The sequence below is a fragment of the Kitasatospora sp. NPDC017646 genome, from assembly GCF_044329365.1.
In the GTDB taxonomy this organism is placed as follows: Bacteria; Actinomycetota; Actinomycetes; order Streptomycetales; family Streptomycetaceae; genus Kitasatospora.
The window spans coordinates 97,041-120,661 of the sequence record NZ_JBIRJC010000011.1 but is presented as its reverse complement, the minus strand read 5'-3'; the positions used below and the strand labels follow the sequence as shown (position 1 = coordinate 120,661).

The window sequence follows — 23,621 nt, the reverse complement described above, 5'->3', positions numbered from 1 at the left end:
GCGAAGGCGTGGTGGCACCGCGAGTTCCCTTCTCGCCCACGCCCCCAAGGGATCATGTCGCACTGCGACTGATCGATGGGACCCGAAATGCTGGACATCACCGTGATCCGCGAGCACCCGCAGCGCGTCAAGCGCGCGCTGGCGAAGCGAGCCGTTCACGTCGACCTCACCGCCTTCCTCGCCCTGGACGAGAAGTACCGGCATGGCACGACCGAGGTCGAGACGCTACGCGCCGAGCGCAAGCAGATCTCTCGCGAGATCGCGCGGTTCGACCCGGCGGACCCGGCCGTCGTTGCCAAGCGCACCGAGGCAACCGAACTCGGCACCCGCCTTGCCGAACTCGAAGAGCAGCTCACCGCCTTGGCCGGCGAGCGCCAGGCGTTCCTCGACCAACTGCCTAACCTGCCCGACGAGGACGTGCCGACCGGCGGCAAGGAGCAGAACCAGGTCGTCCGCGAGCACGGCACCCGGCCGGACTTCGACTTCGAGCCGCACAATCATGTCGATCTGGCCCGCCGACTCGGGCTGATCGACTACGAGCGCGGCGTCAAGCTCGCCGGCACCGGCAACTGGGTCTACCGCGGCAACGGCGCCCTCCTCGAATGGGCGCTGCTCAACTACTTCATCGAGACCCACGTCCAGGACGGATACGAGCTGATCCTTCCACCCCACCTGCTGACCTATCAGGCTGGCTACACCGCAGGTCAGTTCCCCAAGTTCGCCGACGACGTTTTCGCGCTCGAACAGGGCCCTGCCGGGCCGCAGCGGTTCCTGCTGCCGACCTCGGAGACCGCCCTGGTCAACCTCCACCGCGACGAGGTCCTGACGGAGGCCGAACTCCCGCGCAAGTACGTCGCCTACTCGCCCTGCTACCGGCGAGAGGCCGGCAGCTACCGCGCCGCCGACCGTGGGACCCTTCGCGGCCACCAGTTCAACAAGGTCGAGATGTTCCAGTTCGCGCACCCCGACGCCTCCGACGCCGCCCACGAGGAACTCCTCACCAAGGCAGCCAACTTGGTTGAGGCGCTCGGTCTGCACCACCGAATCACCCGGCTGGCAGCCGAGGACACTAGTGCCTCGATGGCCAAGACCTTCGACGTCGAGGTCTGGCTGCCCAGCATCGACGGCTACGTCGAGGTGAGCTCGGTATCGAACGCCCGGGACTACCAGGCCCGGCGCGGCAACATCCGCTACCGCGCCGCGGGCGGAAAGCCCGGCTACGTGCACACCCTGAACGGCTCCGGGCTGGCGACCAGCCGCCTGGTGCCGGCCCTGCTGGAACAGCACCAGCAGCCGGACGGCACCGTCGCGGTACCGGCGGTGCTGCAGCGCTGGCTCGGCTGCAAGTCCTTGACCCCAGCAGAACCCAGATAGTTGCACCGGCGGCAGGCCCAGAGCAGTACATCCCTGCCAACGATGGAGGAGAAGCCATTGCCCGGGTCACCCTACAACGGTGACCCAGGCAGTGCGCGCTCTCTTGCAGCAACGGGCTCTGGCGTTGCAGCAGGACGGACTTGGTAATCGATCATCGTACGTCCAGCAGTCCGGGCGTCATCGCGACCCAGAAGGGATGTGAACAGATGTAACCGGACGTCAAGCTCAGGACAGCCAGCCGGTGCAAGTCCGGTCCGGGGAGACGCCAGGGTCCCCGGTAGCTGACTCCCGGCGTCGTTCGAGAGGGCGGCGTCGAAGTGGAGTGACAAGCGTCCTTCGGGGGCGTGCAACCGACCAGTCCGCAACATGAAGTGAAGCTTGCAGCGTCGTCAATTCCAGCTCGCCCTGCGGGGCGAACCAAGGAGGTGCCGAGCCTGTGATGATTTGGCGAAGGCCATGGAAGGCGTCCGGGAACCTGGAGCGGGCGCCGAAGAACCTCCCGGCGTAAGGAGCGTGGAATGGTCGGAAGGTTGTCCTGGGAACTGGAGAGGGCCTCCTCGGCCCCGGATGTGCGGTTCGGGAGCGTGGCCCGCCTATAACCGGCCGAACCGGGAAGTGGCGGGCTGCCGAGAGGCAGTCGGAGGGGGTCGTAGTAGTGCTGATCGGCGGGACAACACAACCCGTCAGGAGCGAAGGGCCCCTGCTTCATCGATGCGTGACACGAACAGGGAGGTGCCCGGATGAGTGCCGAGACGGCTAGATCCATCCGCCGGGAGGAAGGCCCCGCAGGACCGGGTGGCCGGCCTCTGGACAAGGTCCGAGCCTTGCAGTGGACGCTCTACCGCTGTGCCAAGCAAGAACCCGAACGACGGTTCCATGCCCTGTATTGCCACGTCCACCGCATGGACGTCTTGTGGCGGGCATGGTCGGTCGTGTGTGCGAACCGGGGCGCGCCGGGCGTGGACGGCGTGTCCGTCGACGCGGTGGCCGCCGTCGGGGTGGAAGTGTTCCTCCAGGGCCTGTCGGAGCGGTTGCGGACGCATACGTATCGTCCGTCGGCGCTGCGACGGGTCCAGATCCCCAAGCCGGGGCGGCCAGGGGAGTTTCGGCCGCTCTCGATCCCCACCGTGGCGGACCGGGTGGTGATGACGGCCGCGAAGCTGGTTCTCGAACCGGTTTTCGAGGCCGGGTTCACCGACGCGAGCTATGGGTTCCGGCCCCGGAGGTCCGCGATCGACGCGTGCGAGGCTGTGCGCGTGGCTGCGAACCAAGGGCGGGAGTGGGTGTTGGAGGCCGATATCCGGGACTGCTTCGGGACGATTGATCATGACGCACTCGTCGCTCAGTTGGCGAGGCGCGTGGTCGACCGGTCGATGCTGAAGCTGATCCGGGCGTGGCTGCGGATGGGAGTGCTGGAGGGCGGGGTGACCTCCCCGACCGGGGCGGGAACCCCACAGGGCTCACCGATATCCCCCTTGCTCGCCAATATCGCTCTGCACGTCCTCGACGAGGCGTGGCAGGAACAGGGGCAGCGGTTGGGGGAGTTGGTGCGCTACTGCGATGACTTCGTGGTCCTGTCGCCGACCAGGCAGCGCGCTGAGCAGGCGCGCGAACTGGCGGCTACGGTGCTGGGTGGGCTCGGGATGCGACTGCACCCCGAGAAGACCGGCATCGTCTGCCTTCGTGAAGGCGGGCAGGGCTTCGATTTCCTCGGCTTCCATCACCGCAAGGTGGAGTCGTGGAAGCGGCGGGGCAGGTTTTATCTGCAACGCTGGCCCTCGGCCAGGGCGTTGGGGGTGCTGCGGGACAAGATTCGCGCCGCTACCTCCAGTTCCCGGACTGAACGGCCGGTGGCCGCCGTGGTGGCCGACATCAACCCCGTCCTGCGGGGTTGGGCCGCATACTTCCGCAACGGGAACTCCGGGCGGAAGTTCAACGCGGTCGACGGCTACGTCCACGAGCGGCTAGCGATCTTCGCCAGCCGGAAACACGGTCTCGCGGGCCGGAACTGGACCACCCGCTACACCTATGGGTGGACCACCAGGCTCGGGGTCTTCCGCCTGACCGGAAACGTACGCAGGGTGGCAGCGCATGCCCAGCGGTGAACGATGTCGGAAAGCCGGATGCGGGAGAACCGCACGTCCGGTTTGAGGTGGCGGGGGCTGGAAACGGAGCGGAAGCCACCGCGCCAGCCCCCGACCCTACTCCAACTGATGGCAGTAAGGCGCCGCTGAGGCGCGTCGCTGGCCTCGCCGAGGGGCGGGACAGGCCAGGAGGACTTCAACATGCTGATCCGAGAAGCGATCGCCGACGACGGTCCAGCGCTGGCCCAAGTGCACCTTGACGCTTGGCTTGTCGGGTACGCCGGCCTCATGCCGCAGGGCCTGCTCGACGCGACGACGCTGGAACAGCGCACAGCGACGTGGCAACTGATCTTGAGTAGGGACCGTGACCCGAGTGAGAAGATCTTGGTCGCTGAAGTGAGCGGAGCTCCACTGGGCTTCGCGCACGTCGGTCCTGGACGCGACGCGGACGCGGACGGCGCGGGAGAGCTCTGGGCGCTGAACGTGGCACCGCAACAGTGGGGGAAGGGCCTGGCATCCAATCTCGTCCGAGCAGCTCACGACGTCCTGCATCGCGGTGGGTTCGACAAGGCGACTCTGTGGGTGCTCACCGGCAATGCCCGCGCCCGACGGTTCTATGAACGGCACGGCTGGTGTACCGACGGCGTCGCCCGCGAAGAAACCATCAGGGGCTTCCCCATTCCCGAGCTGCGATACACACTCGACCTACGTCTCAGATGACTTGCCACGTCGCAGGTAGTGTGCTGAGTGTCGCTGGCACCGAGGCGCGTACCCGCTGCGCGGCGAGCGCCCGACCGCCGGGACCAGGCGCCGCTGGCCGGTGGGTCGGAAGAGTTCAGGTCCGCAGGCCCACGGCTACCACTGCCGTCTCGGAGAAGAAGAATCGCCCATCACGGGCCGCGGCTTGCACGGCCGCGTGCCAGTCCGTTGACCGTCGTTGTGCCGCGTCCAGCTGAGCTCAGCCAACCCCCGGAGCATGAACCGGCTCCGAGAGGTCGTCGACACCCATGCGGCGCAGACCGGTTCAACGGCTACATCGAGCACGCCGGGAGCGACTGCGTCGACTACATCTGAGCGGTGATCACCGTCCGGCGTAGGTGCGACCAACAGGGGCCGCGGCCCTGCGGTTGGAGATGGTCAGCTCGCGAGCGGGTGCCGCACGCGGGTGGGACGGTGATCAGCGTCACTCTGTTTGCGGTTCACTTCTGGCGAGTTGCTCGCTATGGTCCGTCGTCCCCCGGCTGGGATCGGCCCCGGCCGAGGCTTGAGGAGGACCTCCCTGCGTATCCACCGCAGCCCGCATCCGTCGAACTTCCTGATCGTCCCGAACGAGTTGGCGCAGAACCGCGCCATGACCTACACCGCCCGGGGGTTGCTGGTGGACCTCCTGTCCCGCCCGGCCGACTGGCGCGAGACCTGCCGGCAGATGGCCGACTCGAGCCCGCAGGGACGCAAGGCGCTGGCGGCGGCGCTGGACGAGCTGCGGGCATGGGGGTACTACCGGGTGGACGTGGTCCAACTTCCGAACGGGAGAATCCGATCGGAGGCGCACGTCTACGACCGGCCGCAGCCGGGAGGGCTGCCGGGTGCCACTGCACCGGACTCCGGTGAGTCGGACACCGCTGAACGTGGCGTCCTTCCAAAGGACCTGGTCGAAGTACCTACCCTCCCCGCCGGAACGGTAGAGCCGGCCGTCGAGGACAGCCCGGCGGAGGCCGAGGGAGGGCGGGAGGAGACCGCTCCCGCTCCCCGACCCGCCAAGCCTGCCGGACAGGCGGACGAGGCGACTCGCGCCGCGATGAACGTGCTGTTGCGCGCGGTCAGACCGGAACGACGGCTGCCGCTCGGCGCAGCGGAGGCGGCGGCGCTGGCGCCGATGGTGCGGGAGTGGATGGAGCGGGGCGGCTCGGAGGAGAAGTTGCGGGAGGCGCTGCTGGCCGGGCTGCCGGAGGTGGTCTACTCCCCGGCCGGGGTGCTGCGCTCGCGCCTCGCCCGGAAGATGCCTGCCGAGCGCCCTGCGGCGCCGGTGACGAGACCGAGGGTTGCGGAGTGCGAGGAGTGCCGTGATCCGCTGCCGAAGCCGGGGTTGTGTCCGCCGTGTGCAGGGGCTGGTCGCCCGCCCGTCCCGGACGAGTCCTGGGGGCAGGTGACGGCCAGGGGCATGGCCAAGGTCCGGGCGGCGCTGGCCGGGACGCCCGAGGCGACGTAGGCCGCGCTGAGGGGCGAGTGCACGGTACGGCGACTCCGTGCTGGGCTGCGCGCCGTCAGGCCCGCTGTGGCGGCGTGTCGGGCCCGCACGGGCTGAGCCGGTGCAGGGCGGAGCCGGCTACCGCGCGGCAATGAGCCTTCGGAGGCGGACAGTTGAGCTGCGGTGCGGGGGCCCGGCGCATCCGAGTCCCCGCACCGTGGCGCCTACAGCCGCACTGGCAGGGCCTCCAGGCCGCGGACCAGCCGGGACTGCCGCCAGACGAGTTGGTCGGCGGGGACGGCCAGCTGCAGGTGCGGGAAGCGCTCCAAGAGGACGCCGAGCACGATCTCGATCTCGGCCAGGGCCAGTGGGGCGCCAAGGCAGCGGTGGATCCCGTGGCCGAATGCGATGTGAGCGGCAGCGTTCGCACGGCGGAGGTCGAGCCGGTCGGCATCGGGGAACCGGGCGGGGTCGCGATTGGCCGCGCCCGGGCAGATGAAGACCGGGCTGCCGGCAGGCACTTGGGTGCCGCTGAGGTCCACCTCGGCGGGAGCCCACCGCCACGTGGCGATGCTGACCGGAGAGTCGTAGCGCAGCAACTCGTCGACGGCGGTGCGGATGCAGTGCGGGCTGGTGCGCAGGTGTTCCAACTCGGCGGGGTGCTGGAGCAGCGCGAGCACGGAGTTGCCGATCGCCGCAGTGGTGGTCTCGTGGCCGGCGACCAGCAGCAGCACGGCGAGGGAGAGCAGCTCATCCTCGCTGAGCCGGTCGGAGTCGTCGTCGCGCACCGCGATCAGGTCGGCGAGCAGCGAGCGGTCCGGCTGGGCGCACTTGCTGGCGATCAGCTCCGCCATGTAGCCGGCCAGGGCGTGGGAGGCCGCGTCGATCCGCTGGTGGTCGCCGGTGGCGAACAGGTCGGTCGACCAGGTGCGGATCAAGGTCCGGTCGATCGGGGGGACGCCCAGGAGCTGGCAGATGACGGTGACCGGCAGGGGGCCGGCCAGCTCCTCGACGAAGTCGACCTCGCTGCCCGGCTGCCACATCCCGACGAGCTGCTCAGCGAGGGAACGGATGTAGGGGCGCAGACCGTCGACCCGGGCGGCGGTGAACGCCTTGGTCACCAGCCGTCGGAGTCGGGTGTGCGCGGGCGGGTCGGTGTGCAGCATGGTGTGGGCGACCGCAGGGTGGAGTGAACGGCCGGACGGGCGGTCGGCGAAGTAGGCCCCGGTGTCCTTGGAGAGGTCGGCGGCGAATGCCCGGCGCGCCTGCTCGTAACCGGTCACGGCGACCGCCATTGCGCCGCCTTCGCCCATGGGGACCTGGAGAACGGGGGATCGACCGCGCAGTGCTGCGTAGATCGGGTAGCGGTCCCGGTAGAACTCCGGGTCCGCAAAGGGGGATGCGGAGGCCATGTTGTCTCCCTAGGCCGCAGTGAGCGCCGGGAACTGATGGTCAGCGGCGCGGTGGACGATGTCGTTGCTCGCGTACTGCCGAGAAACCGAGCGTAGCCACAACGCCTCGGCACGCAGGTCTCCCTCGCGGGCCTCGGCGCCGGACGCCTGCGGGGCAGGATCGTCCTGGGCAGGGGCGTCTGCACGGGCGGCCCGAATCGCTCCGGCGACCACGGCCGCCTCGACGATCGCGGCGCCGCGATCGGTCCCGGCGTGCCGGGTGGCGGCGACGGCTGCTGCTGCTGCGTGCTGGACGGCCCTCGAGCGGTGCTCGTCCAGGGTGAGGATCCCGTCGCAGACTTCCACGACCCGTCGGTGAAGGACGAGGTCGGACTCGGTCGCCCCGCCGATCGACCGGAAGACCACGCTGGGGCACACCTCCGTCAGGTCCTGCCAGAGCGGGGTGAGGTCCGAAATGGACTGGCGCTCCCAGCGGCGGCGGAGGAACTGTGTTACCGGCCAGAGAATGGCGGGCAGGGTCAGCCCCGTCGTGATGAGTAGCACGCTGACGGCTGGCGCAGTCACGCTGAAAGCGCAGTTGACCGGCGTGACCGGGCTCGTGCAGCGGGGGCCACCGGGGATGGCGTTCCAATCGAACAGTGCCGCCACGGCGTTGACGGTCTTGTAGGTGGTGTAGAGGAGCGCGACGACGCAGCCGGCGGCGGTCGTGCGGAGCCCGAGTCGCTGGGTGGTCCGGGTTGCCTTGCGGGCTCTGGTCCAGGTCTGGGTGAGGCAGTCGAAGACGGCGTACGAGAGGAAGGCGATGTACGCCGCCGAGTAGACGTGAAGGGACGTGGGTGCCTCGTCGAGGCCGCCCTGCGTCTCGGCCGTGCTCCACATCAGCTCGCGGGGTGTGACGGCGAAGGCGACGGCCATCGTGGCGACGGCCACGGCCAGGAGACGAAGTCGCCAGCGGACCCGCTGGCGGGCGTCGGCGACGTCGTAGTTGAGGTAGAGGAGCACGGAGGAGACAGCGGCGCCTGCGGACAGGGTCGCGCTGTTGCTCACCAGCCGGGAGAGGTCCAGAGAGACGGCGTCCTCCAACGCCCGGATCGTCGGCTGGTAGGCGCTGAAGGCGACCGCGAAGCAAGCGAGGAGAGCGGACAAGCTCAGAGTGCCCGCAGGCCGCTGGCCCGGACGCCGCCGGAGGGCCCAGTAGAGCGAGGCAGCGAGCAGGATCAGGGGCATGCCGCCGAAAATGGCGTTGATCACGACTTATTCCTTGAGGGATCAGGCGAATATTGCATCCCAGCGCTCATCGGCGGCGCTGGGGCGCGCGGCGGGCATTACGGCTCCGCGGTACATGCGCTGAAGTATGAGAGTGGCCATCATTTCCGCCTCGACCTCCGCGTCGGTTTCGTACGACGTGCGGGCGGAAATTCCGAGGACACTCCAGTCCATCAGGCTGGCGAGTTCCTCGTCAGACATCAGGTCGGCGAGGTCGATCTCACCCTTGTGCTCCCAGAGGATGTGGGAGAGTTCATGGGCAATAATCTGTCGCTGATGCAGCGCCGAGGCGTTTTTCTCGTAGTAGATGACCTCACGGTCGGCATATCTCTTGCGCAGTCCGCACGAGAATGCCCCCCTCATATCGACGGGCTCGCAGGCGATTGTCCGTCCGACCAGTGAGGCGACCGCTCCAATCAGGTCGTTCTCGCTGAACTGGTGCGGCAGATTCAGGCGCCCGAGTCGATCTTCGCAGGCGGTCCGGAGTGAACCCGCATGCACGGCACCTCCCAGAGATGATCAAGAATTCCGCTGGAGTCTTGGGTGGGCCCTGGGCGTCCCCTCGTGCGCCCAGGGCCCGGATTCAACCGGGGTCAGTGCCCCATGCCGACGCCACCATCGACCGGGATGACCGCACCGGTCACGTAGGAGGCGGCGTCGGAGGTCACGAAGGCGACAGCAGCCGCGACCTCGTCCGGCCGGGCCATGCGCCCCATGGGTACGCGCTGCAGCAGGGACTCGCGCTGGGAGTCCGTCAGCACAGCGGTCATGTCGGTCTCGGTCAGGCCGGGCGCGACCACGTTGCTGGTGATCCCGCGCGAGGCCAGCTCTCGGGCCAGGGACCGGGCGAAGCCGATCAGGCCCGCCTTGGAGGCGGCGTAGTTGGCCTGGCCGGCCTCCCCCGTCATCGCACCCGCGGAGGAGATGAACACCAGGCGGCCGAACCGGCCACGCATCATGCCCTTGACGGCTCGCTTGGCGACCCGGTACGCCCCGGCCAAGTTGGTCTGGAGCGTGGCGTCGAAGTCCTCCTCGCTCATGCGGAGCAGCAGGGTGTCGCGGGTGATGCCCGCGTTGATCACGACGATCTCGATCGGGCCGTGCGCCGCCTCGACCGCGGTCAGGGCCGCGTCGACCGACTCGGGGCTGGTGACGTCGCACGGCACCGCGAGGAGCCCCTCCTCCGGGGAGTCTCCGCTGCGAGAGGTGACGGCGACCCTGTGGCCCTGCTCACGGAGCTGTCGCGCTACGGCAAGGCCGATGCCACGGCTGCCGCCGACGACGAGTGCGGATCGAGACATGGGTACGTACTCCAAACGGGGTGAGGGAGGCCCGGCGCTACCTGGCAGCGGCCGGTAGCCCCACCCTGCCAAACCGTCGCCGGAACTTTCAGTTCCGGAACAAGCACTTCCGGAAGTGCCAGTTCCGGAACTGGTAGTTCGTGCTACACGCATCGACTCCGCTGCGTTATCGCCTGATTGGGGTCACGGAAGGTAATCGTTTGGCCCCAGGGGCCGTCGGTACTGGGATCTGACGCCCCATGAGAATCAGCCCGAATGATCATTTCCAGCTGACGGTTCATCATCCGAAAACAAGCATCGAAATCGTTTCGTTACGTTGATTCGACTTTGCTGTTGGTGTGGTGTTCCCCACAGGCTCCTCCGGCATGCCTGCCTCTCGGTCGCTGCCTAGAATCGACGTTCATGAAGACCGACCACGAACGCCTGATAGCCCGTGATGAGACTCTGGCAGGCATGGTGGAACGCTGGCGCCGGCGCCTGGACCCCAATGCCCTTCCGGGTCTGGTGAAGACGACTGGCTCTGCTCGTCGAACTGCCGAAGTCTCGAAAAGCGAGATGGCTCGCTATGTCGGCGTCAGCACCCGCTGGTACAGCAAACTCGAAAACGGCGAGGAAGCCAGCTTCTCCGAGGATTTCCTGGATCGACTCGCCTATACGCTGCGTTTGAACGACGCCGAAAAGCTCGCGCTTTTCCACCGGGCGATCGGGCGCGGACCCACCGAGCGCGGTGCAGAGCCGGACGCCATGGCGGCGATGGACGGCGACATGCAGCGCCTGCTCGCGAAAATGCTGCCGAGCCCGGCCTATATCTCGGACCTTGCCTGGAACGTCGTCGCGCACAACTCGCCGGACAGGGTGATGTATCCGTGGGTCTACTCCGGCAACATCATGAGGTGGAGCTTCCTCTATCCGGAGGCGCGCGAGCAGCTGGTCAACTGGGAGGAGGATTGGGCCGTCCCGTTCTTGGCACAGATTAGGACCGCGGCGGCGCAGCATCCTGACCACGTCCAGCTGAAGCAGCTCGTGCAGGACATCATGGAAGGCTGCCCCGAGGCGCAGGAAATCTGGGACCGCCACGACTACTACGTCCACCCGGACGGCGACGTGAGGTACATGCGCATGCCCCATGGCGGTGACGACAAGGTGCCTTGCCGGATCATGGCCCTGGCCCCGCTGCGCAACACCACGCTGCGGTTCATTGTGAGCTTCCACGGCGTCTGAACCCCTTGCGGCGGACTCGGCCCAGGTTTCCCGGGTGGCCTTGGCCGAGTCCGCCGGTGCTGCCTTCGGCGGGTGATCACCGCGCCGCTCGGAATCGGGCCCCGCATGCCGGGCCGTGGTCGTCCGGGCGGCGGGCTCAGGTCGGCCTGCGCTTGACCTTGCGTGCCCGCGTCTCTCGCCTCCGCCCCGGTCGATGCCGGGCCAGCGGGAGGGTGAGGGAGCTCGCCAGATATCTATGCGCGTAGACAGGGTCGAGAAAAGAGCGCCACCCGTTCCTCTCGCCCGGGGTGTCAGGCGGGGGGGATCGGGGGTAGCCCCTGGGACTCTCTCGCCATGTCGATCATCTCCGTGATGCGCGACAGATTCTTCGGGCTGAGTCCCTGGCTGCGCAGCGCGATCGACTGGACGCCGGAGTCCCGCATGGCAGACGTCAGGTCACGCTTGGCGAGCACCGCCTCCACTTCTTCGTCGGACACGACCCAGATCGTCGGGGGCGCGTCGAAGAACGTGGAGATCGCAGTGAGGGTGTTGATCGTCGGGTTCGCCCTGCCACGGCCCCGCAGCTGCTTGATCGAGGACTCGCTGATGCCGGTGCCGGCTGCGACCTCGGCGATCGTGTACGGGCCCCGTTCCTCGGGGTGCCGGTGCTCGAACAGATAGCCCAGCCGTTCTGCGATGCGCACAGCCCCCGTGTCGGCGTCGATGTGCTCGGCCATCGTCGCTCCTCCCGTGTCAGATCGTCCCACGGGGACACTTTAGTGCCTGATCGTGCTTGAGCGCACATCTTAGGGGTCAATCTATTGCCCACGGTCGGGCCATTTTGGTGTACGTTGATCACGCCGAAGGGGCAATAAAGTGTCCGCTCTCTTCGGGGGTGCCGCCCTGCGCGCTCTCGAAGGGCGTTGGCCGACCCACTGACCCGCTGGACGGGTCACCTCGGCCGTTCTCGCCAAGGGCCCGGGAGTTGGCGCTCCCGGGCTCCTCGACAACGAGGACGTTCAATCACGTCCGAAGCAGCCGGCCTACCTGTTCCACCACGCGGCCGACCTGCTCCACCTGCCGAGGAGTCTCGCATGTCCTCCTTCTCGCGTACAGCCGCGTCGCCGACCAGGCCCGACAGCACCGAGATCGCCACCGCCCCGGCCTCCTTCGTCGAGGCCCTCGCCGGCCTCCTCGCGCCGGACGCCGCGATGGTCCGGCTGGACCGCCGAGCCGGCAAGTTCCCGCGCACGGCCAGCGCCTTCGACGCCCAGCGCCAGCACGTGCGCCAGCCGCTCGTCGACCGGCAGCTGGTGGCCCGCTGGATCGTCCAGCATTTCCCCGGTCTCGACCCGTACCTCGCCCACGAGCTGGACCTCGCTACCGGACGGCTGACCGCGGTGGCCGCGGCGGAACCCGCCACCATGGCGGCCTGACCCAGGGCGCCGCCCAGCAGCCTGACCACCCCGGTCCCGCCGACCCCGGCGGGCACCGGCGGTCCGTCCTGCCTCGACCCGCACGAGGCGGCTGCCCCTCGCGATGAACGCGCCCAGCGCGTACCGCCGTCCGAATCCGCCGACGCCGTGCCCCGAACTGCGACAGCTCGTGGCGCCAGGCCGCCGTGCCCAGTGAAACCAGGACTTCCGTGCCCAGCTCCACCCTGCCCGTCCACGGCGACGAGGCGCAGGCGGCGGGCGGCTCCGGCCTGCTCGCGCCCGACCCCGCTCAGTGGATATCGACCACCTCCGGACGCATCGCGCCGGACCCGTACACCTGGCTGCAGGCCGTCCACTGGGTACGCGACAGCCAGGCCCACTGCCCAAACCGCCGCCACGGTCCCCGCTTCGGCGGCACCACGATCCGCATCGCCGAACTGCTTGCCCAGCTCACCCCGTGCAGGCCGGGCGTCGGCTACCTCGTCCGGATGCTCCAGGTGTCCGAGCGCACCGTGCAGTACCACCTGTCGATCCTCCGGGAATCCGGACTGCTCACCTACACCGCCAAGGGCACCCGGATACGCCAGGCCGCCGCCAGGGCAAGCGAGTTCGTCCGCACCATCCCCGTGCTGTTCGACGAGGCCATCGGATTGCGGACCACCGCGTCCCAGACGTTCATCCGCACCGTCGTCGGCGTCGCCTCCGACGAGAGCCGGCTCGCCCTCGCCCAGCTCGGCAAGAAGGCTGCGAGAACCGTGCGCCGGGCCAAGCGAAACACCAGGAAGGCTGGCATCAACTCCCCTCGGAAGAAGTCCCGTTGCACCCCAATAGGGGCAGGTTCTGTTACGTCTTCTCCTGCAGCACCTACCAACAATCCCTTTGAGGGCGACCTCGGGAACGGGAAAGACCAGCAGGATCGACCGGGGAGGCGGACCCGTCGGAAGCTGAACGCGGTCGGACGGCGCCACCAGCTGGCCCTCGAACTCGTCCGGCAGGTCCCGTGGCTCAGCAGTAGCCCTGTTGCCCGGATCGCCTGGGCCGTTCGCCACCTCGCGGACGCCGGGTGGACCGCCCACGAGGTCATCGCCGTCCTGGCCCAGCGGGCGCCCGCCCGCCGAGTCCACCGCCCGGTCGGCTTCCTTACCGCCCGCCTCGCCGGAGCCGAACTGCTCTACGACACCCCGGCCAAGCGCGGCGCGATCGTCGCCTGGTGGCGCGACAGCCCGCAGGCGGCCAAGGAACGCCACGCCGAATGGCAGGGCACCTGGCAGGCCCCGCGCAGCACCGCGGTCCAGCGCCTGTTCCGGGACGCCTGGACGAGAGCGACCCGCCGACAGCCGCTGGTGGCCCTCGACGAGCAACCCACCAGCGAAGAGCACCGCGAGGTCCGGACCACCGCGTGGCGCCAGTACCTCACCGGAAGACCCGAACTCGTCGCCTCCGCCCTGGCCCTGGCCGGCCGGGACCAGGCCGAGCAGATCTACGGGCGCGACCTCGTCGAGCGCGTCCTGCGCCTCCGCACCACCAGCAGCCACCTGAGAGCAGGAACCGCGTGATGAACCACAACGAGAACACCGGCATCGACCTCGCCCGCCTCGCCCTGCGCCGGGCCCGCGCCGACGCGAGCAAGCGCCCCGCCGGAGCGGTCAAGGCTCCGACCATCGGGCGCGCTGCCGGGCTGCGGCGTGGCGGGCTCGACCCCGTGGGGCTGGGAACGGCCCTGTCCGACCTGATGGCCCAGCACGCCTGGCAGGAGCCGCTGGCCGGGGGCGAACTGCTCGACCTCTGGCCAGCAGCCATCGGTGACCTCGCCGCCCACGTCACCGCCGTCAGCTTCGACCACCAGGCGGGCCAGCTGGAGGTCCGCGCCAAATCCCCCGCCTACGCAACCCATGTGCGGGCCCTCGCCCCAGTACTCGTCGCGAAGATCAACCAGGCGCAGGGAGAAACGATCCTGCGCAGCATCCGAGTGCTGAGCTCGTATGGCACCCGGCCTGACGAGGAATCCCGTCGGCCGGTCAGGTACGGCGAAGGCGTCGCCCAGGCCCCCAAGATCAAGACCCGAGACGACGCCTCGCCCGGATACCTGCGCGCTCTCGCGCAGCTGCAGGCCAGCCGCCCGAGCGCGCCGGCCGATTCGAGGACGAGCCCGGCCGTCGACCGGCGGATCAGAACACTGGCCAGAGAGACGGCCCCCCTTCTCTCCGGCCCGCTACCCCGCTAGCCACCGAACGGCGGCACCAGCGCGACCAACCCACCCCGGCCCCGGCCGCGCCGCCGCCCGTACCCCGCACCTCCGCGCCCCCGGCAGCGGACCCCAACCGGAGAACCACCCCGTGTCCAGCACCATCACCTCGATCGCCAGCCGCCGACGCGACAACACCTGGGTGCGGCGCGCCGCCTGCGCGAGCAATCCCAACCCTGACCACTTCTACCCGCTGCCCAGCCAGGTCGAGGAGACCCGGGAGGCCAAGAGGATCTGTGGCTCCTGCCCCGTGAAGGAGGAGTGCCGCACCGAGGCCATGGAAATGACCGACCGCTGGGGCATCCGCGGCGGGCTGACCGAGGGCGAGCGCAAGACTCTGCACCGCCGTAACAGCGCCCACCGGTGGGAGGAAGAGCGAGTCCTGAACGCCCTCAACGGGCGCCCAGGCCACCTGTCCAGGCTGGAGCGCGCCTCCGTGACGATCGTCGCGGCCCTCCTCGACCTCGACCTGAACGTTTGGGCACCGGTCCTGGGCGCCGACCGCAAGTACGCCCTCTACCTCCTTCGGGAAGCCCGCAAGACCTTGGACGAGCAGCCGCTGGCCGTCCTGCGGGAGCAACGGATCGCCGCCGAGTTCACACCCGAGCCCGTGGCGGTGGCGGCATGAGCGAGGCTGGCGGAACGCCGGCGGGGATGTCCCGGTGGGACAAGGCGGCGATCGGCGTCATGGGCGCGGTAGGCGGAGCCCTGAGCTACGACGCGCTGCAGCAGATGGCCGTCGCCATGCACGTCCGTCCGGAGCTGTCCTATCTCTTCCCCGTCGCGATCGACGGCTTCATCGCCTACGGGGTGCGGGCGCTGGTCGTGCTGAAGGAGGCGCCGCTGCGGGCCCGTGCCTACACCTGGGGGGTCTTCGGCGCCTCCACGGCCACCAGTGTCTGGGCCAACTGGACCCACGCCGTCCGCCTCAACATGGCGACGGCGCAGGGCCCGGGCCTCCACCTGACCAACACCGCGGTCGGAGCCCTCAGCACCATCGCCCCGCTGGTCCTCGGCGGTGCCACCCACCTCTACATCGTCATGTCGCGGCACGCCCCGGGACGAGGCGGCCAGGAACCGGCGGCAGCCCCGGAGTCGCAGTCGTCCCGCTTCACCCGCTGGTGGGGTCGTCCCCGGGACCACGATGCCGTCCCCGGTGCCGAACCGCGGCGGATCGAGGAGCGAGGCCGGGACCGGGAGATCACCGCGGTCCCGACCGCCGCACCGGTCGTGCCGGCCGAGTCCGCCGTGCTGGAGGCCGTCCCCGTCCCTCCGGTCCCCTCCGTGACCGATCCCGGGAGCGCCCCTCAGCAGGGGACCGTCCCCGTCCCCGCCGAAGTGACACCCGGCGCCGGGACGGGACGGGAATCGATACCGCAGGCCGTCCCGACCGTCCCGGCCCCCTCAGCCGGCACGGCTCCGGGGACCGTGCTGTCCGGGACCGAAGCCCCCACCTCGGTCCCCACCCCGTCGGCTCCGAACCGAGGGCCTGCGGAACCACCGCCCGACACGGGTTCCGGGCGCGATTCGGGACCGACCGGGGCAGAGCCGGGCCCCCGTCCCGGGGGCGCCAGCGGTCCCGTCGTCCCCGGGACGGGGGACTCAGCGGGCACTGCCGCACAGAGTGCGGGACGAGCGGTCCCCGCCGGTCCCGAGACGAAGCCGGGGACCGCCCCCGCCGGACGGTCCGGGGACGGTCCCCGTCCGGAGGCCGCCAGTCCCGCCAGGACCCCGGCGGTCGTCGCGGCCCCGGTCCCCGCCCGGGCGCAGGCCCCGGACCCGGCCTCCGTCCCGGACCAGCGCCCGTCCCCGGCCGCTGACCGCCGCCGGCAGCTGAGCAGCACCGAGCTGCAAGAGCTGGTCCCCATTGCCCGCAAGGCTGCCGCCGAGGCCGAGGGACGGCTGAACCGGGACGCCCTGCGCGCCAACTTCAGGGCCCAGAACATCCCGATCAACAACGTCGCCCTCGGCCAACTGTTGAGGGAGCTCAGGGAGATCGACGCGGGGAAGCCGCCGCCTGCCCGCCGCTGACCGTCCCCGCCTCACACCGACCCGGCCGACACCCCACCGAAGGACTGCCACGTGACCGCCACGAACCGCTCCGACACCGCCCTCACCGACGCACTGATGGGCCTGCTTCGCGACCAGCGCCTCCTGTACTCCGCCGAAGGCGCGGGTGACGGCAGCTGGATCGTCCGCCGCTCGTCCCGAGGGCCGAAGTTCGTCCTGGAATCGCCGCTGGAAGCCATCGAGTACGCCCTCGACGTGCTCGTCGATACTCGCGCCGAACTCGAAGCGGCAGCGTGAAATCCCTTTCCATGTAACGGACTTGATGCCGCGCGGATCGTTCACGACTGGGCCCGTCGGCGCAGCAAGCTATCGCCTGGGGCAGCCCTACGGGCCGCCCCAGGCACTTGCCCTCGCCCCGAGGGGGCGAGGGACCTGGGGAGAAGCCGAGCGAGGGCGCCCGACTCCTCCCCAGGATCCGGAGCGAGGGCGCTCCGGGAACAGAGGAAAGGAGAAACCACGACCACCGAACAACCCGAAGAAGCAGAAGCCCAGTTGACGCCAGCACGCCGCCCACGCCGCCGCCACCGCGACGACCAGCAGCGCGCCCACCGCATCGTCGTCCGCTTCAACGAAGCCGAACGCGACGAAATCGCCGCAGCCGCCAGCACGCGCGAGCAGACCGTCGCCCGCTTCGTCGCCACCAGCACCCTCGCCGCCGCCCGCGGCCACAGCTCTGCCCGAGACCCGCAAGACCGCCTCGACCACGCCGTTGACGAACTTGCCGCCGCCCGCGCCCAGCTCGCCCGTGTCGGCAACAACCTGAACCAGCTGACGTTCGGCCTCAACGCAGCCGGCTACGTCCAGCTGGCCGAGCTGGCCTCCACCCTCGGCGTGGTCCGCGCCGCGATCACGGTCGTCGACAGTGCAGCAGCCAAGCTCGTGGCGGGCGGGCCGGTTGGTTCCTGACATCAGCCGCGGCTCGAAGACGTACGGGCTGCTCGCCTACCTCTACGGGCCGGGCAAGCACGACGAGCACTTCGACCCCCACATCGTCGCGTCCTGGGACGGGTTCGCCCCCGACCCCGGCCGCGACCCCTCGGCCAATCTCAAGCAGCTCGAACAGGTCCTGGACCTTCGGGTGAACCAACTCGGCAGTCGGCGACCGAAGAAGCACGTGTGGCACTGCCCGGTCAGCGCCGACCCCGGCGACCGGATCCTCACCGACGAGGAGTGGGCCGAAGTCGCCCGCCGCGTCGTCGCTGCCGCCGGCATCGCCGAGCCAGGCGACCCGGACGGCTGCCGGTGGATCGCCGTTCGCCACGACCCCCGCCACATCCACATCATGGCCACCACGGTGCGCGGCGATCTGCGCGGAGCCCGTCTCCATGGTGACGCCCAGCGCGCGCAGGACGAATGCCGCCGGATCGAGAAGGACTTCGGCCTCAAGCAGCTCAACCCCGGCGACAAGACGGCGGCCAAGCGCCCCACCAGCGCGGAGGCCCACAAGGCCGAGCGGCTCGGCCGGCCCGAGCCCGTGCGCCTCCAGCTGCGCGACCAGGTCCGCCAGGCCGTCGCGGGCGCCGCATCCGAGGCCGAGTTTTTCGCCAGGCTCACGTCCGCCGGCCTGCTGGTGAACCGCAAGGTCGGGCCGTCGGGCGCCGCGTTCGGCTACTCCGTCGCCCACCCTGACGACCGCAACGCCGCCGGCGAGCCGGTCTACTACGGCGGCTCGTCACTGGCCCCGGACCTCTCCCTGCCGCGGATCCGCAAACGACTGACCGCAGTACCGCTCGGCTACGGCGCCGGCGACGCCGACCTCGGCGACCAGGCCGCCGGGAAGAAGCGCACACCCGGCTCACGAGCAGCCCAGGCGCGCCGGGGCGCCGCCGCAGCAGTGGACGACGCCACCCGGGCCATCGACGAGAGCGACGACGAAGCGGCCTCCGCGCAGCTGGCCGGAGCGATCGAGATCATCGACGTGATCGCCGTCCGCGCACCGGCGGACACCCGGGCCCAACTTCTCGCAGCGGCAAGGGCCTTTGAGCGGGCCTCCCGCTCGCACGTCCGGGCCGAGCGGGCCGACAACCGGGCGCTGCGGTACGCGGCCCGGCAGATGCTCTCCAACGGCTACACCACCAACAGGGGCGAGGACGGCGGCGTCACCGCGATGCTGCTCTCCGCCCTTGTCCTGCTGGCCATCGCCGCCGCGAGGTGGCACTCCTCGCGCGGCCACGCCCAGCAGGCCGCCGCCGCGAACGCCGCCGCGCTCCAGCTGCGGACGGCGTACGCGACCGTCGCCGCCCGCCCGATGGCGGCGATGGCAGGCCAGGGCAAGGCCCTGCCTCCCGCCGTCCGCGAGCGGCAGACGGCCGTGATCCGAGAGCAGCTGGCCGGGGTCGACGAGGACACCAGGGAGGAGGAAGGCCGGAATGCCCTCGCGGCAACCCTCGCCGAAGCCGAAGCGGCCGGCCACGACCCAGCAGCCCTCCTTGAGGAAGCCCGGAGCTGGCGTGAGCTCGGCACTGCCGACTCCGTCACCGCCGTCATGGTCTGGCGGGTGCGGAGGCTGGCCGACCTGCCCGCCAGCCCGGCCAGCAGGACGACGCCTCCGCGCCCGGGACCGGGCGTCCGCGCCGACCGGCCCGGCAGTGCGCCGAAGGCCCCCCACCGCCGTCCGGGCCGGTAATAGGGGAAGGGCTACGACCCGCGTCAAGGGTTACCGTAGGCGAGCCCTGAGAAGCAGCACCGAGGACGCCAGCCCGGCCGGGCTGGCGTCCTCGGTGTTTCCGGCACCGGGCCGGAGCGCAGAAGAGGAGCAGAAACGGGAAATCGAACAGGCGTACGATGATGCTATGAGCACCACCCTCCCGCGCACCCGATCTGGCCGCCGTGCCCTCGGAATCGACGATGGAGACGCGATGCCAGCACCGGTAGCGTTGCTGACCGGTCCTGGCCGGACCTGGCCAGCGGAAGCCTGCTGGGCGCGGGCCCAGATCCGCGTCGGTGGACAGTGGCACCCCGCCCGGATCGAACACTGGCGGCTGCGACTGGGCAGCCTGCGCTGGTCGGCGCAGGTCAGCTGGCAGGACGAAGACGGCCTCCTGCTTAGCGGGTGGTACCTGTGCCACCCCGCTGGCCTTCGCCTGCTCTGCTGAGTCCGGCCCGCCGGGTCCAGCCGCTTCGATCCGGTGACGTGGCTACTCGCCGACGCGGGGGATCTTCCGCGTGAGCGTCTGCGGGTTGGCCAACAGCGCGGCCAGCTGGAGCAACGCGATGTTGGCCAGGCCCCGAGGGAGCCGACCGGTGTGGGAGAACAGCGTGGCCTTCTCCTCGGCATCGAGCTTCAGGTACGAGTGGGCGCTGTTCCGGTCGACCCGCAGGTACCGGCTGGTTGCGGTGTCCCAGCTGCGGTCGATGGTGCCGCCCTTCTTCGTAGGAATGCCGACCAGGCCGTTGGGACCGAGGTACTGGCTTGGCACGAACTCGTCCTTTACGCGCCCGAGCGCCTCGACGCCGAGTCGGCACGCCGGCAGAAGAACGGCAGCCACGTCAGCGGGCAGAGTCTGTGCGAGGTCGCCGAGGAGCTTCTGGGCCTGGCTCGGCTTGAGGGCCTCATCGAACGAGCCGATCCCCATGCCCTCCAGCGTGTCCAGGGCGTCGTAGGCCGCACGCAGTTGGGCCGTCTCGTGCTGCTCGGTCAGGAGCATGACCTCCCCCACGTCGCGGAAGAGTCGTTCCACGCTGGCCAGGTACTGCCAGTGCCGGGCAGGGTCGTAGGGGCCTGTGCTCTGCGGCAGAGGGAATCGGCTCGGGTCGGTCACGACGGTCAGCAGCCTGTTCACCGCCTCGATCCACCAGCTGACGAACGACCGGAACTGCGCGGCCGACGCCGTGGGCTGCTGCCGCCCCAGCCGCTGCCGCGGGCCGGTCATCCGGTCGTCGCCGTAGGACAGCGCGTCGACGAGCTGGTTGCTCGGCCACTCCGCCCCTGGGCAGGGCGCCCCGAACAGCCACACACCCACTGCGTGGTCGCGCGCCGCGGTGATCCCGAACAGGTACGGGGAGGCGACGGCCAGCGCCGGGGAGAGAAACGGCTGCAGCCCGTGGATCACGCCCATGGCCAGACCGGCCCCCGGACGCTTGGTCGGATCGGCCGTGGCCACCTGCGGATGGATGCGCGCGTGGTGGAGGAGCCGGACCAGCGTGTAGCGCTGGCTCAGCGCGCTGGCCATGTCGACCACCATGAACTCCGAGTCGGGGAGCGCCGGCAGAGCCCGCTCGGCGAAGAAGCCCCGAAGGCGGTCCGGCAGCACCGGCAGGCTGGAAGCCTGGAAGGTGAGTTGGAACTCGGCCACCCGGGCCGGAAGCGTGTCGTCCGCGCGCAGCTTGGCCAGGAAGGGGTCGTAGTCCTGCGGGTTGAGGCCGGTTCCCCGATCGGGAAGCGTGCTCAGCTGCCGGAACCCGGCCTCGGTGTGGGGGACGCTGCGAGTGACCAGAAGGTGCGGCTGCGCCTGGCTGTAGGACTCCCTGGTCCGAATCTTCAGCAGGTTCCCGTCACGGCGGTGCTGGAGTTCTGCCGAGTCAAGCAGGTCAGTGACACCCGCAGTGAGCGGCGGCGGCACGTCAATGACGATCCATCCAGGCGTGGCAGCGCGAGAAGTCATGACGACCATGATGTCCGCCCAACTAGCCGACTGCGCATGTTTTTCCCGACGCATCCGATGAGCCTCGGACTGGGATCAAGGGCCCCTCGCCGCCCCCTAGCACAAGATCGGCCGAATGCGTTCGGCCGATCAGCGCTGAAGCTGGTGACCCGCCCGCCGACGGACGCGATCGACGCTGCGCCGGCGGGCGCGCCAACGTCCGACGCAGCAGCAGGAGACCTCCGTGCGAACCGATCTGGTCACCGTCCTGATCACCGAGAGCGGCGCCGACGCCGCGCTTGGGTCGACGCCGTCTACGGCCCAAGCGGGTGAACCAAGCCCGAGGCCGATCACACAGGTCCACGCCGCCGCGACCCTCCCGAGCGGTCGGCGCAGCTGACGAGCCAACCCCGGCTGCCTGAATTTGCGTTCCCGGCCGCCCCGACGACTCACCCGACCAACACGCCCGAAGGACCTGCATGACGTCTGCCGTCCACCCGACCACCTCCGATTCGCCCGAGCCGAGCGCGGTGCTCCTGGTCATCGGCTCGGGCTGCCAGCCGTATCGCGAGAACACCCTGGCCTCCATCGCCTCCCGTCACCCGCTCGCCCTGCTGACTCCCGACGAACCGACCTGGCAGCGCCCGTACCTGCTCGACCACGAGATCGCCGACACCCGCGACCTCGTGGCCGTGCGCGCCGCCGCCGCCCGCCTGGCCGAACGCCACACCATCGCGGGCGTGCTCACCTGGGACGAGTACGCACTGCTGCCCGCGGCCCACCTCGTCGCCGACCTCGCCCTGCCCGGCCAGTCCTCCGCCACCGCCGCGGCCTGCCGCAACAAGGCCGCATCCCGGGCTGTATGGGCAGCCGAAGGAGTCCCTTCCGCCCAGTCGATCCGGGTCACCTCGCCCAAAACCGCGGCCACTGCCGCCCGCCGGATCGGGTACCCCCTCGTCCTCAAGCCCTCCGCCCACGCCGGCTCCATAGGCGTGATCAAGGTCCTGGCACCCACGGACCTCCCCGCCGCCTACGCCTACGCCTCCGCGCGCACCATCGGTCAGGGCGAGGACGGCTCCGGAGTCCTCGTGGAGGAGTACCTCGACGGCCCCGAGATCTCGGTGGAGTGCGTCACCTCCCACGGCATCACCACCGCCGTGGCCGTCACCCGCACCCAGCTGCGCGGCGAGCCGCTGTTCCAGGTGCTCGACCACGTCGTCGAAGCCGGCGACCCGCTGCTGCGCGAGGCCGGTCCGGTCGCCGAGGCCGCCCTGGACGCGCTCGGTGTCAACGCGGGCATCTCCCACGTCGAAATGCGGCTCACGGCCACCGGCCCCCGCCTGATCGAGGTCAACGCCCGCATTGCCGGGGACGCCATCGACCAGCTGGTCCACCTCGCCACCGGCATCGACCTGGCCGCGGCAGCAGCCGACATCGCCCTCGGCCGCGAGCCCGAACTCACTCCGACCCGCCAGCGCGCGGCCGGCATCCGCTTCGTCAGCCCGGCTACCTCCGGCACGGTCCACCGTGCCCAAGCCCGCCCTGCACTCGGCCAGCCCCACTGGCTGGAGCGCCTGGGCTGGGAGCACAAGCCTGGGGACGCGGTCCTTCTTCCCCCCGAGGGAGACCCCGCCACCGCACGACTTGCCCACCTTGTCGTCACCGGGACCGACTCCGCCGAGGTCTACGAGCACCTTGCCCACGCCGCGGGCCTTCTCGACACCGTCGTCGAACCGCCAAGCTGACCCCGTGCGCGCCGAGAGCCCACGCGCACGGATGGTCACGGTTGGGTCACTTTCCCAGAGAACGGGAATAAAAGTGATCTGGCAGCGGTTCTACGGACCCTCTCCGTGACGAAAGGGCTCCCACTTGACCGACTCGCCGAGACGCGACCTCAACTCTAACGACCCGGCCGACCTGCCCCCGCTGGCGGATGTCGAACTGCACATCCCCGACTATCCGGTGATGGTCCCCGAGCCGGCACCCGGCGGCGCTGTGATCCGGGCGGTCCCGTACCTCGACGAGCTGAACGCCCGTGGCTTCGTGATCACCTGCCCCGAGTGCAAGGCCCGCCGCGACTGGCTGCTGCTGGAGACCCGCAGCATGGTGTTCGTGCGGTGCCGATGCGGCCATGAGTGGCGCGAGCGGGAGGTGGATGTGGAGTTCTTCGAGGAGAACTTCGCCTACCCGGAACGGTCGTGGCAGGACGCCGGCGACGCGATGGTCGCGCTCGGCTTCTCCGGCGAGTTCCGCGGGATCTATTTCAACTGAGCCCCGGCGCGGCGGGCTCACAGGTCCGGCAGGGCTTCCGAGCCCAAGCCGGTTCGTGCGCGTGCCCGGGCGATGACGCCGAAGGGCGGTGGGGGGGGGGGGGGGGGGGGGGGGGGGGGGGCCCCCCCCCCGCGGGGGGGGGGGGCGCCGGGGGGGGGGGGGGGCGGCCCCCCCCCGGGGGGGCCCCGCGC

Annotated in this window: 21 protein-coding genes; 15 read left to right on the top strand and 6 right to left on the bottom strand. The window is 70.2% G+C overall.

Annotation, left to right across the window (positions count from 1 at the left end; genetic code table 11):
• Positions 1-87 precede the first annotated feature (87 nt).
• From serS to ACH4J0_RS19390, 4 genes are all read left to right on the top strand, one after another.
• Complete coding sequence (gene serS / locus ACH4J0_RS19405; protein ID WP_396241607.1) at positions 88-1,374, top strand: serine--tRNA ligase; 1,287 nt, start codon at positions 88-90, stop codon at positions 1,372-1,374.
• 740 nt (positions 1,375-2,114) lie between these two features.
• The gene (gene ltrA / locus ACH4J0_RS19400; RefSeq protein WP_396241605.1) at positions 2,115-3,479 is read left to right on the top strand and encodes a group II intron reverse transcriptase/maturase; all 1,365 of its coding nucleotides are present in this window, start codon (positions 2,115-2,117) and stop codon (positions 3,477-3,479) included.
• 180 nt (positions 3,480-3,659) lie between these two features.
• Positions 3,660-4,178 carry a GNAT family N-acetyltransferase gene (locus ACH4J0_RS19395; RefSeq protein WP_396241603.1) on the top strand — a complete coding sequence of 173 codons (519 nt, stop codon included), beginning with the start codon at positions 3,660-3,662 and terminating at the stop codon, positions 4,176-4,178.
• A 544-nt stretch (positions 4,179-4,722) separates the two neighbouring features.
• Positions 4,723-5,667: a hypothetical protein gene (locus tag ACH4J0_RS19390; RefSeq protein WP_396241601.1), complete on the top strand. Its 945-nt coding sequence runs from the start codon at positions 4,723-4,725 to the stop codon at positions 5,665-5,667.
• 203 nt (positions 5,668-5,870) lie between these two features.
• Here ACH4J0_RS19390 and ACH4J0_RS19385 read toward each other — a convergent pair whose 3' ends face one another.
• The 4 genes from ACH4J0_RS19385 to fabG form a co-directional block, all read right to left on the bottom strand.
• Entirely contained in the window at positions 5,871-7,058 is a 1,188-nt protein-coding gene (locus ACH4J0_RS19385; RefSeq protein WP_396241599.1) for a cytochrome P450, read from the bottom strand.
• Positions 7,059-7,067: 9 nt separating this feature from the next.
• Positions 7,068-8,309, bottom strand: coding sequence for an MAB_1171c family putative transporter (locus ACH4J0_RS19380; RefSeq protein ID WP_396241597.1), 1,242 nt, complete (start codon positions 8,307-8,309; stop codon positions 7,068-7,070).
• 18 nt (positions 8,310-8,327) lie between these two features.
• The gene (locus tag ACH4J0_RS19375) at positions 8,328-8,825 is read right to left on the bottom strand and encodes an ImmA/IrrE family metallo-endopeptidase (RefSeq protein WP_396241595.1); all 498 of its coding nucleotides are present in this window, start codon (positions 8,823-8,825) and stop codon (positions 8,328-8,330) included.
• 92 nt (positions 8,826-8,917) lie between these two features.
• Positions 8,918-9,625: a 3-oxoacyl-ACP reductase FabG gene (gene fabG / locus ACH4J0_RS19370; protein ID WP_396241593.1), complete on the bottom strand. Its 708-nt coding sequence runs from the start codon at positions 9,623-9,625 to the stop codon at positions 8,918-8,920.
• A 402-nt stretch (positions 9,626-10,027) separates the two neighbouring features.
• Here fabG and ACH4J0_RS19365 point away from each other — a divergent pair, with 402 nt between their 5' ends.
• Positions 10,028-10,846 (top strand): helix-turn-helix transcriptional regulator, encoded by an 819-nt coding sequence (locus tag ACH4J0_RS19365; protein WP_360330716.1) that lies wholly within the window; start codon positions 10,028-10,030, stop codon positions 10,844-10,846.
• Positions 10,847-11,136: 290 nt separating this feature from the next.
• Here the strand turns inward: ACH4J0_RS19365 and ACH4J0_RS19360 are convergent, their stop codons facing one another.
• The gene (locus ACH4J0_RS19360) at positions 11,137-11,562 is read right to left on the bottom strand and encodes a helix-turn-helix transcriptional regulator (protein WP_360330719.1); all 426 of its coding nucleotides are present in this window, start codon (positions 11,560-11,562) and stop codon (positions 11,137-11,139) included.
• A 357-nt stretch (positions 11,563-11,919) separates the two neighbouring features.
• On the opposite strand from ACH4J0_RS19360, the gene ACH4J0_RS19355 reads away from it, so the two are divergent.
• From ACH4J0_RS19355 to ACH4J0_RS19320, 8 genes are all read left to right on the top strand, one after another.
• Entirely contained in the window at positions 11,920-12,261 is a 342-nt protein-coding gene (locus ACH4J0_RS19355; protein ID WP_396241590.1) for a hypothetical protein, read from the top strand.
• A gap of 209 nt (positions 12,262-12,470) precedes the next feature.
• Positions 12,471-13,817 carry a winged helix-turn-helix domain-containing protein gene (locus ACH4J0_RS19350; protein WP_396241588.1) on the top strand — a complete coding sequence of 449 codons (1,347 nt, stop codon included), beginning with the start codon at positions 12,471-12,473 and terminating at the stop codon, positions 13,815-13,817.
• Positions 13,817-14,485, top strand: coding sequence for a DciA family protein (locus tag ACH4J0_RS19345; RefSeq protein ID WP_396241586.1), 669 nt, complete (start codon positions 13,817-13,819; stop codon positions 14,483-14,485). Before ACH4J0_RS19350 ends, ACH4J0_RS19345 begins: the two co-directional genes overlap by 1 nt.
• Before the next feature lie 112 nt (positions 14,486-14,597).
• A complete protein-coding gene (locus tag ACH4J0_RS19340) occupies positions 14,598-15,134 on the top strand; it encodes a WhiB family transcriptional regulator (RefSeq protein WP_396241584.1) in 537 nt (178 codons plus the stop codon).
• Positions 15,131-16,537 carry a DUF2637 domain-containing protein gene (locus tag ACH4J0_RS19335; protein WP_396241582.1) on the top strand — a complete coding sequence of 469 codons (1,407 nt, stop codon included), beginning with the start codon at positions 15,131-15,133 and terminating at the stop codon, positions 16,535-16,537. Before ACH4J0_RS19340 ends, ACH4J0_RS19335 begins: the two co-directional genes overlap by 4 nt.
• Positions 16,538-16,588: 51 nt before the next feature.
• Entirely contained in the window at positions 16,589-16,813 is a 225-nt protein-coding gene (locus ACH4J0_RS19330) for a hypothetical protein (RefSeq protein WP_396241580.1), read from the top strand.
• Between the two features lie 255 nt (positions 16,814-17,068).
• A complete protein-coding gene (locus ACH4J0_RS19325) occupies positions 17,069-17,482 on the top strand; it encodes a plasmid mobilization protein (protein WP_396241578.1) in 414 nt (137 codons plus the stop codon).
• Positions 17,472-19,202 carry a relaxase/mobilization nuclease domain-containing protein gene (locus ACH4J0_RS19320; RefSeq protein WP_396241576.1) on the top strand — a complete coding sequence of 577 codons (1,731 nt, stop codon included), beginning with the start codon at positions 17,472-17,474 and terminating at the stop codon, positions 19,200-19,202. Before ACH4J0_RS19325 ends, ACH4J0_RS19320 begins: the two co-directional genes overlap by 11 nt.
• 511 nt (positions 19,203-19,713) lie before the next feature.
• Here the strand turns inward: ACH4J0_RS19320 and ACH4J0_RS19315 are convergent.
• Positions 19,714-21,180, bottom strand: coding sequence for a hypothetical protein (locus tag ACH4J0_RS19315; protein WP_396241574.1), 1,467 nt, complete (start codon positions 21,178-21,180; stop codon positions 19,714-19,716).
• Positions 21,181-21,638: 458 nt separating this feature from the next.
• Here ACH4J0_RS19315 and ACH4J0_RS19310 point away from each other — a divergent pair, with 458 nt between their 5' ends.
• Positions 21,639-22,904, top strand: a complete 1,266-nt coding sequence (locus tag ACH4J0_RS19310) for an acetyl-CoA carboxylase biotin carboxylase subunit family protein (RefSeq protein ID WP_396241572.1) — start codon at positions 21,639-21,641, stop codon at positions 22,902-22,904.
• A 124-nt stretch (positions 22,905-23,028) separates the two neighbouring features.
• Positions 23,029-23,430, top strand: coding sequence for a hypothetical protein (locus ACH4J0_RS19305; RefSeq protein WP_396241570.1), 402 nt, complete (start codon positions 23,029-23,031; stop codon positions 23,428-23,430).
• The last annotated feature ends 191 nt before the right edge of the window (positions 23,431-23,621 follow it).

Excerpts from the sequence above, each read along its gene's own strand:
- serS (WP_396241607.1), top strand. The coding sequence starts at position 88 with ATGCTGGACATCACCGTGATCCGCGAGCACCCGCAGCGCGTCAAGCGC.
- ltrA (WP_396241605.1), top strand. The coding sequence starts at position 2,115 with ATGAGTGCCGAGACGGCTAGATCCATCCGCCGGGAGGAAGGCCCCGCA.
- ACH4J0_RS19395 (WP_396241603.1), top strand. The coding sequence starts at position 3,660 with ATGCTGATCCGAGAAGCGATCGCCGACGACGGTCCAGCGCTGGCCCAA.
- ACH4J0_RS19385 (WP_396241599.1), bottom strand. The coding sequence starts at position 7,058 with ATGGCCTCCGCATCCCCCTTTGCGGACCCGGAGTTCTACCGGGACCGC.
- fabG (WP_396241593.1), bottom strand. The coding sequence starts at position 9,625 with ATGTCTCGATCCGCACTCGTCGTCGGCGGCAGCCGTGGCATCGGCCTT.
- ACH4J0_RS19365 (WP_360330716.1), top strand. The coding sequence starts at position 10,028 with ATGAAGACCGACCACGAACGCCTGATAGCCCGTGATGAGACTCTGGCA.
- ACH4J0_RS19360 (WP_360330719.1), bottom strand. The coding sequence starts at position 11,562 with ATGGCCGAGCACATCGACGCCGACACGGGGGCTGTGCGCATCGCAGAA.
- ACH4J0_RS19355 (WP_396241590.1), top strand. The coding sequence starts at position 11,920 with ATGTCCTCCTTCTCGCGTACAGCCGCGTCGCCGACCAGGCCCGACAGC.
- ACH4J0_RS19345 (WP_396241586.1), top strand. The coding sequence starts at position 13,817 with ATGAACCACAACGAGAACACCGGCATCGACCTCGCCCGCCTCGCCCTG.
- ACH4J0_RS19335 (WP_396241582.1), top strand. The coding sequence starts at position 15,131 with ATGAGCGAGGCTGGCGGAACGCCGGCGGGGATGTCCCGGTGGGACAAG.
- ACH4J0_RS19315 (WP_396241574.1), bottom strand. The coding sequence starts at position 21,180 with ATGACTTCTCGCGCTGCCACGCCTGGATGGATCGTCATTGACGTGCCG.
- ACH4J0_RS19310 (WP_396241572.1), top strand. The coding sequence starts at position 21,639 with ATGACGTCTGCCGTCCACCCGACCACCTCCGATTCGCCCGAGCCGAGC.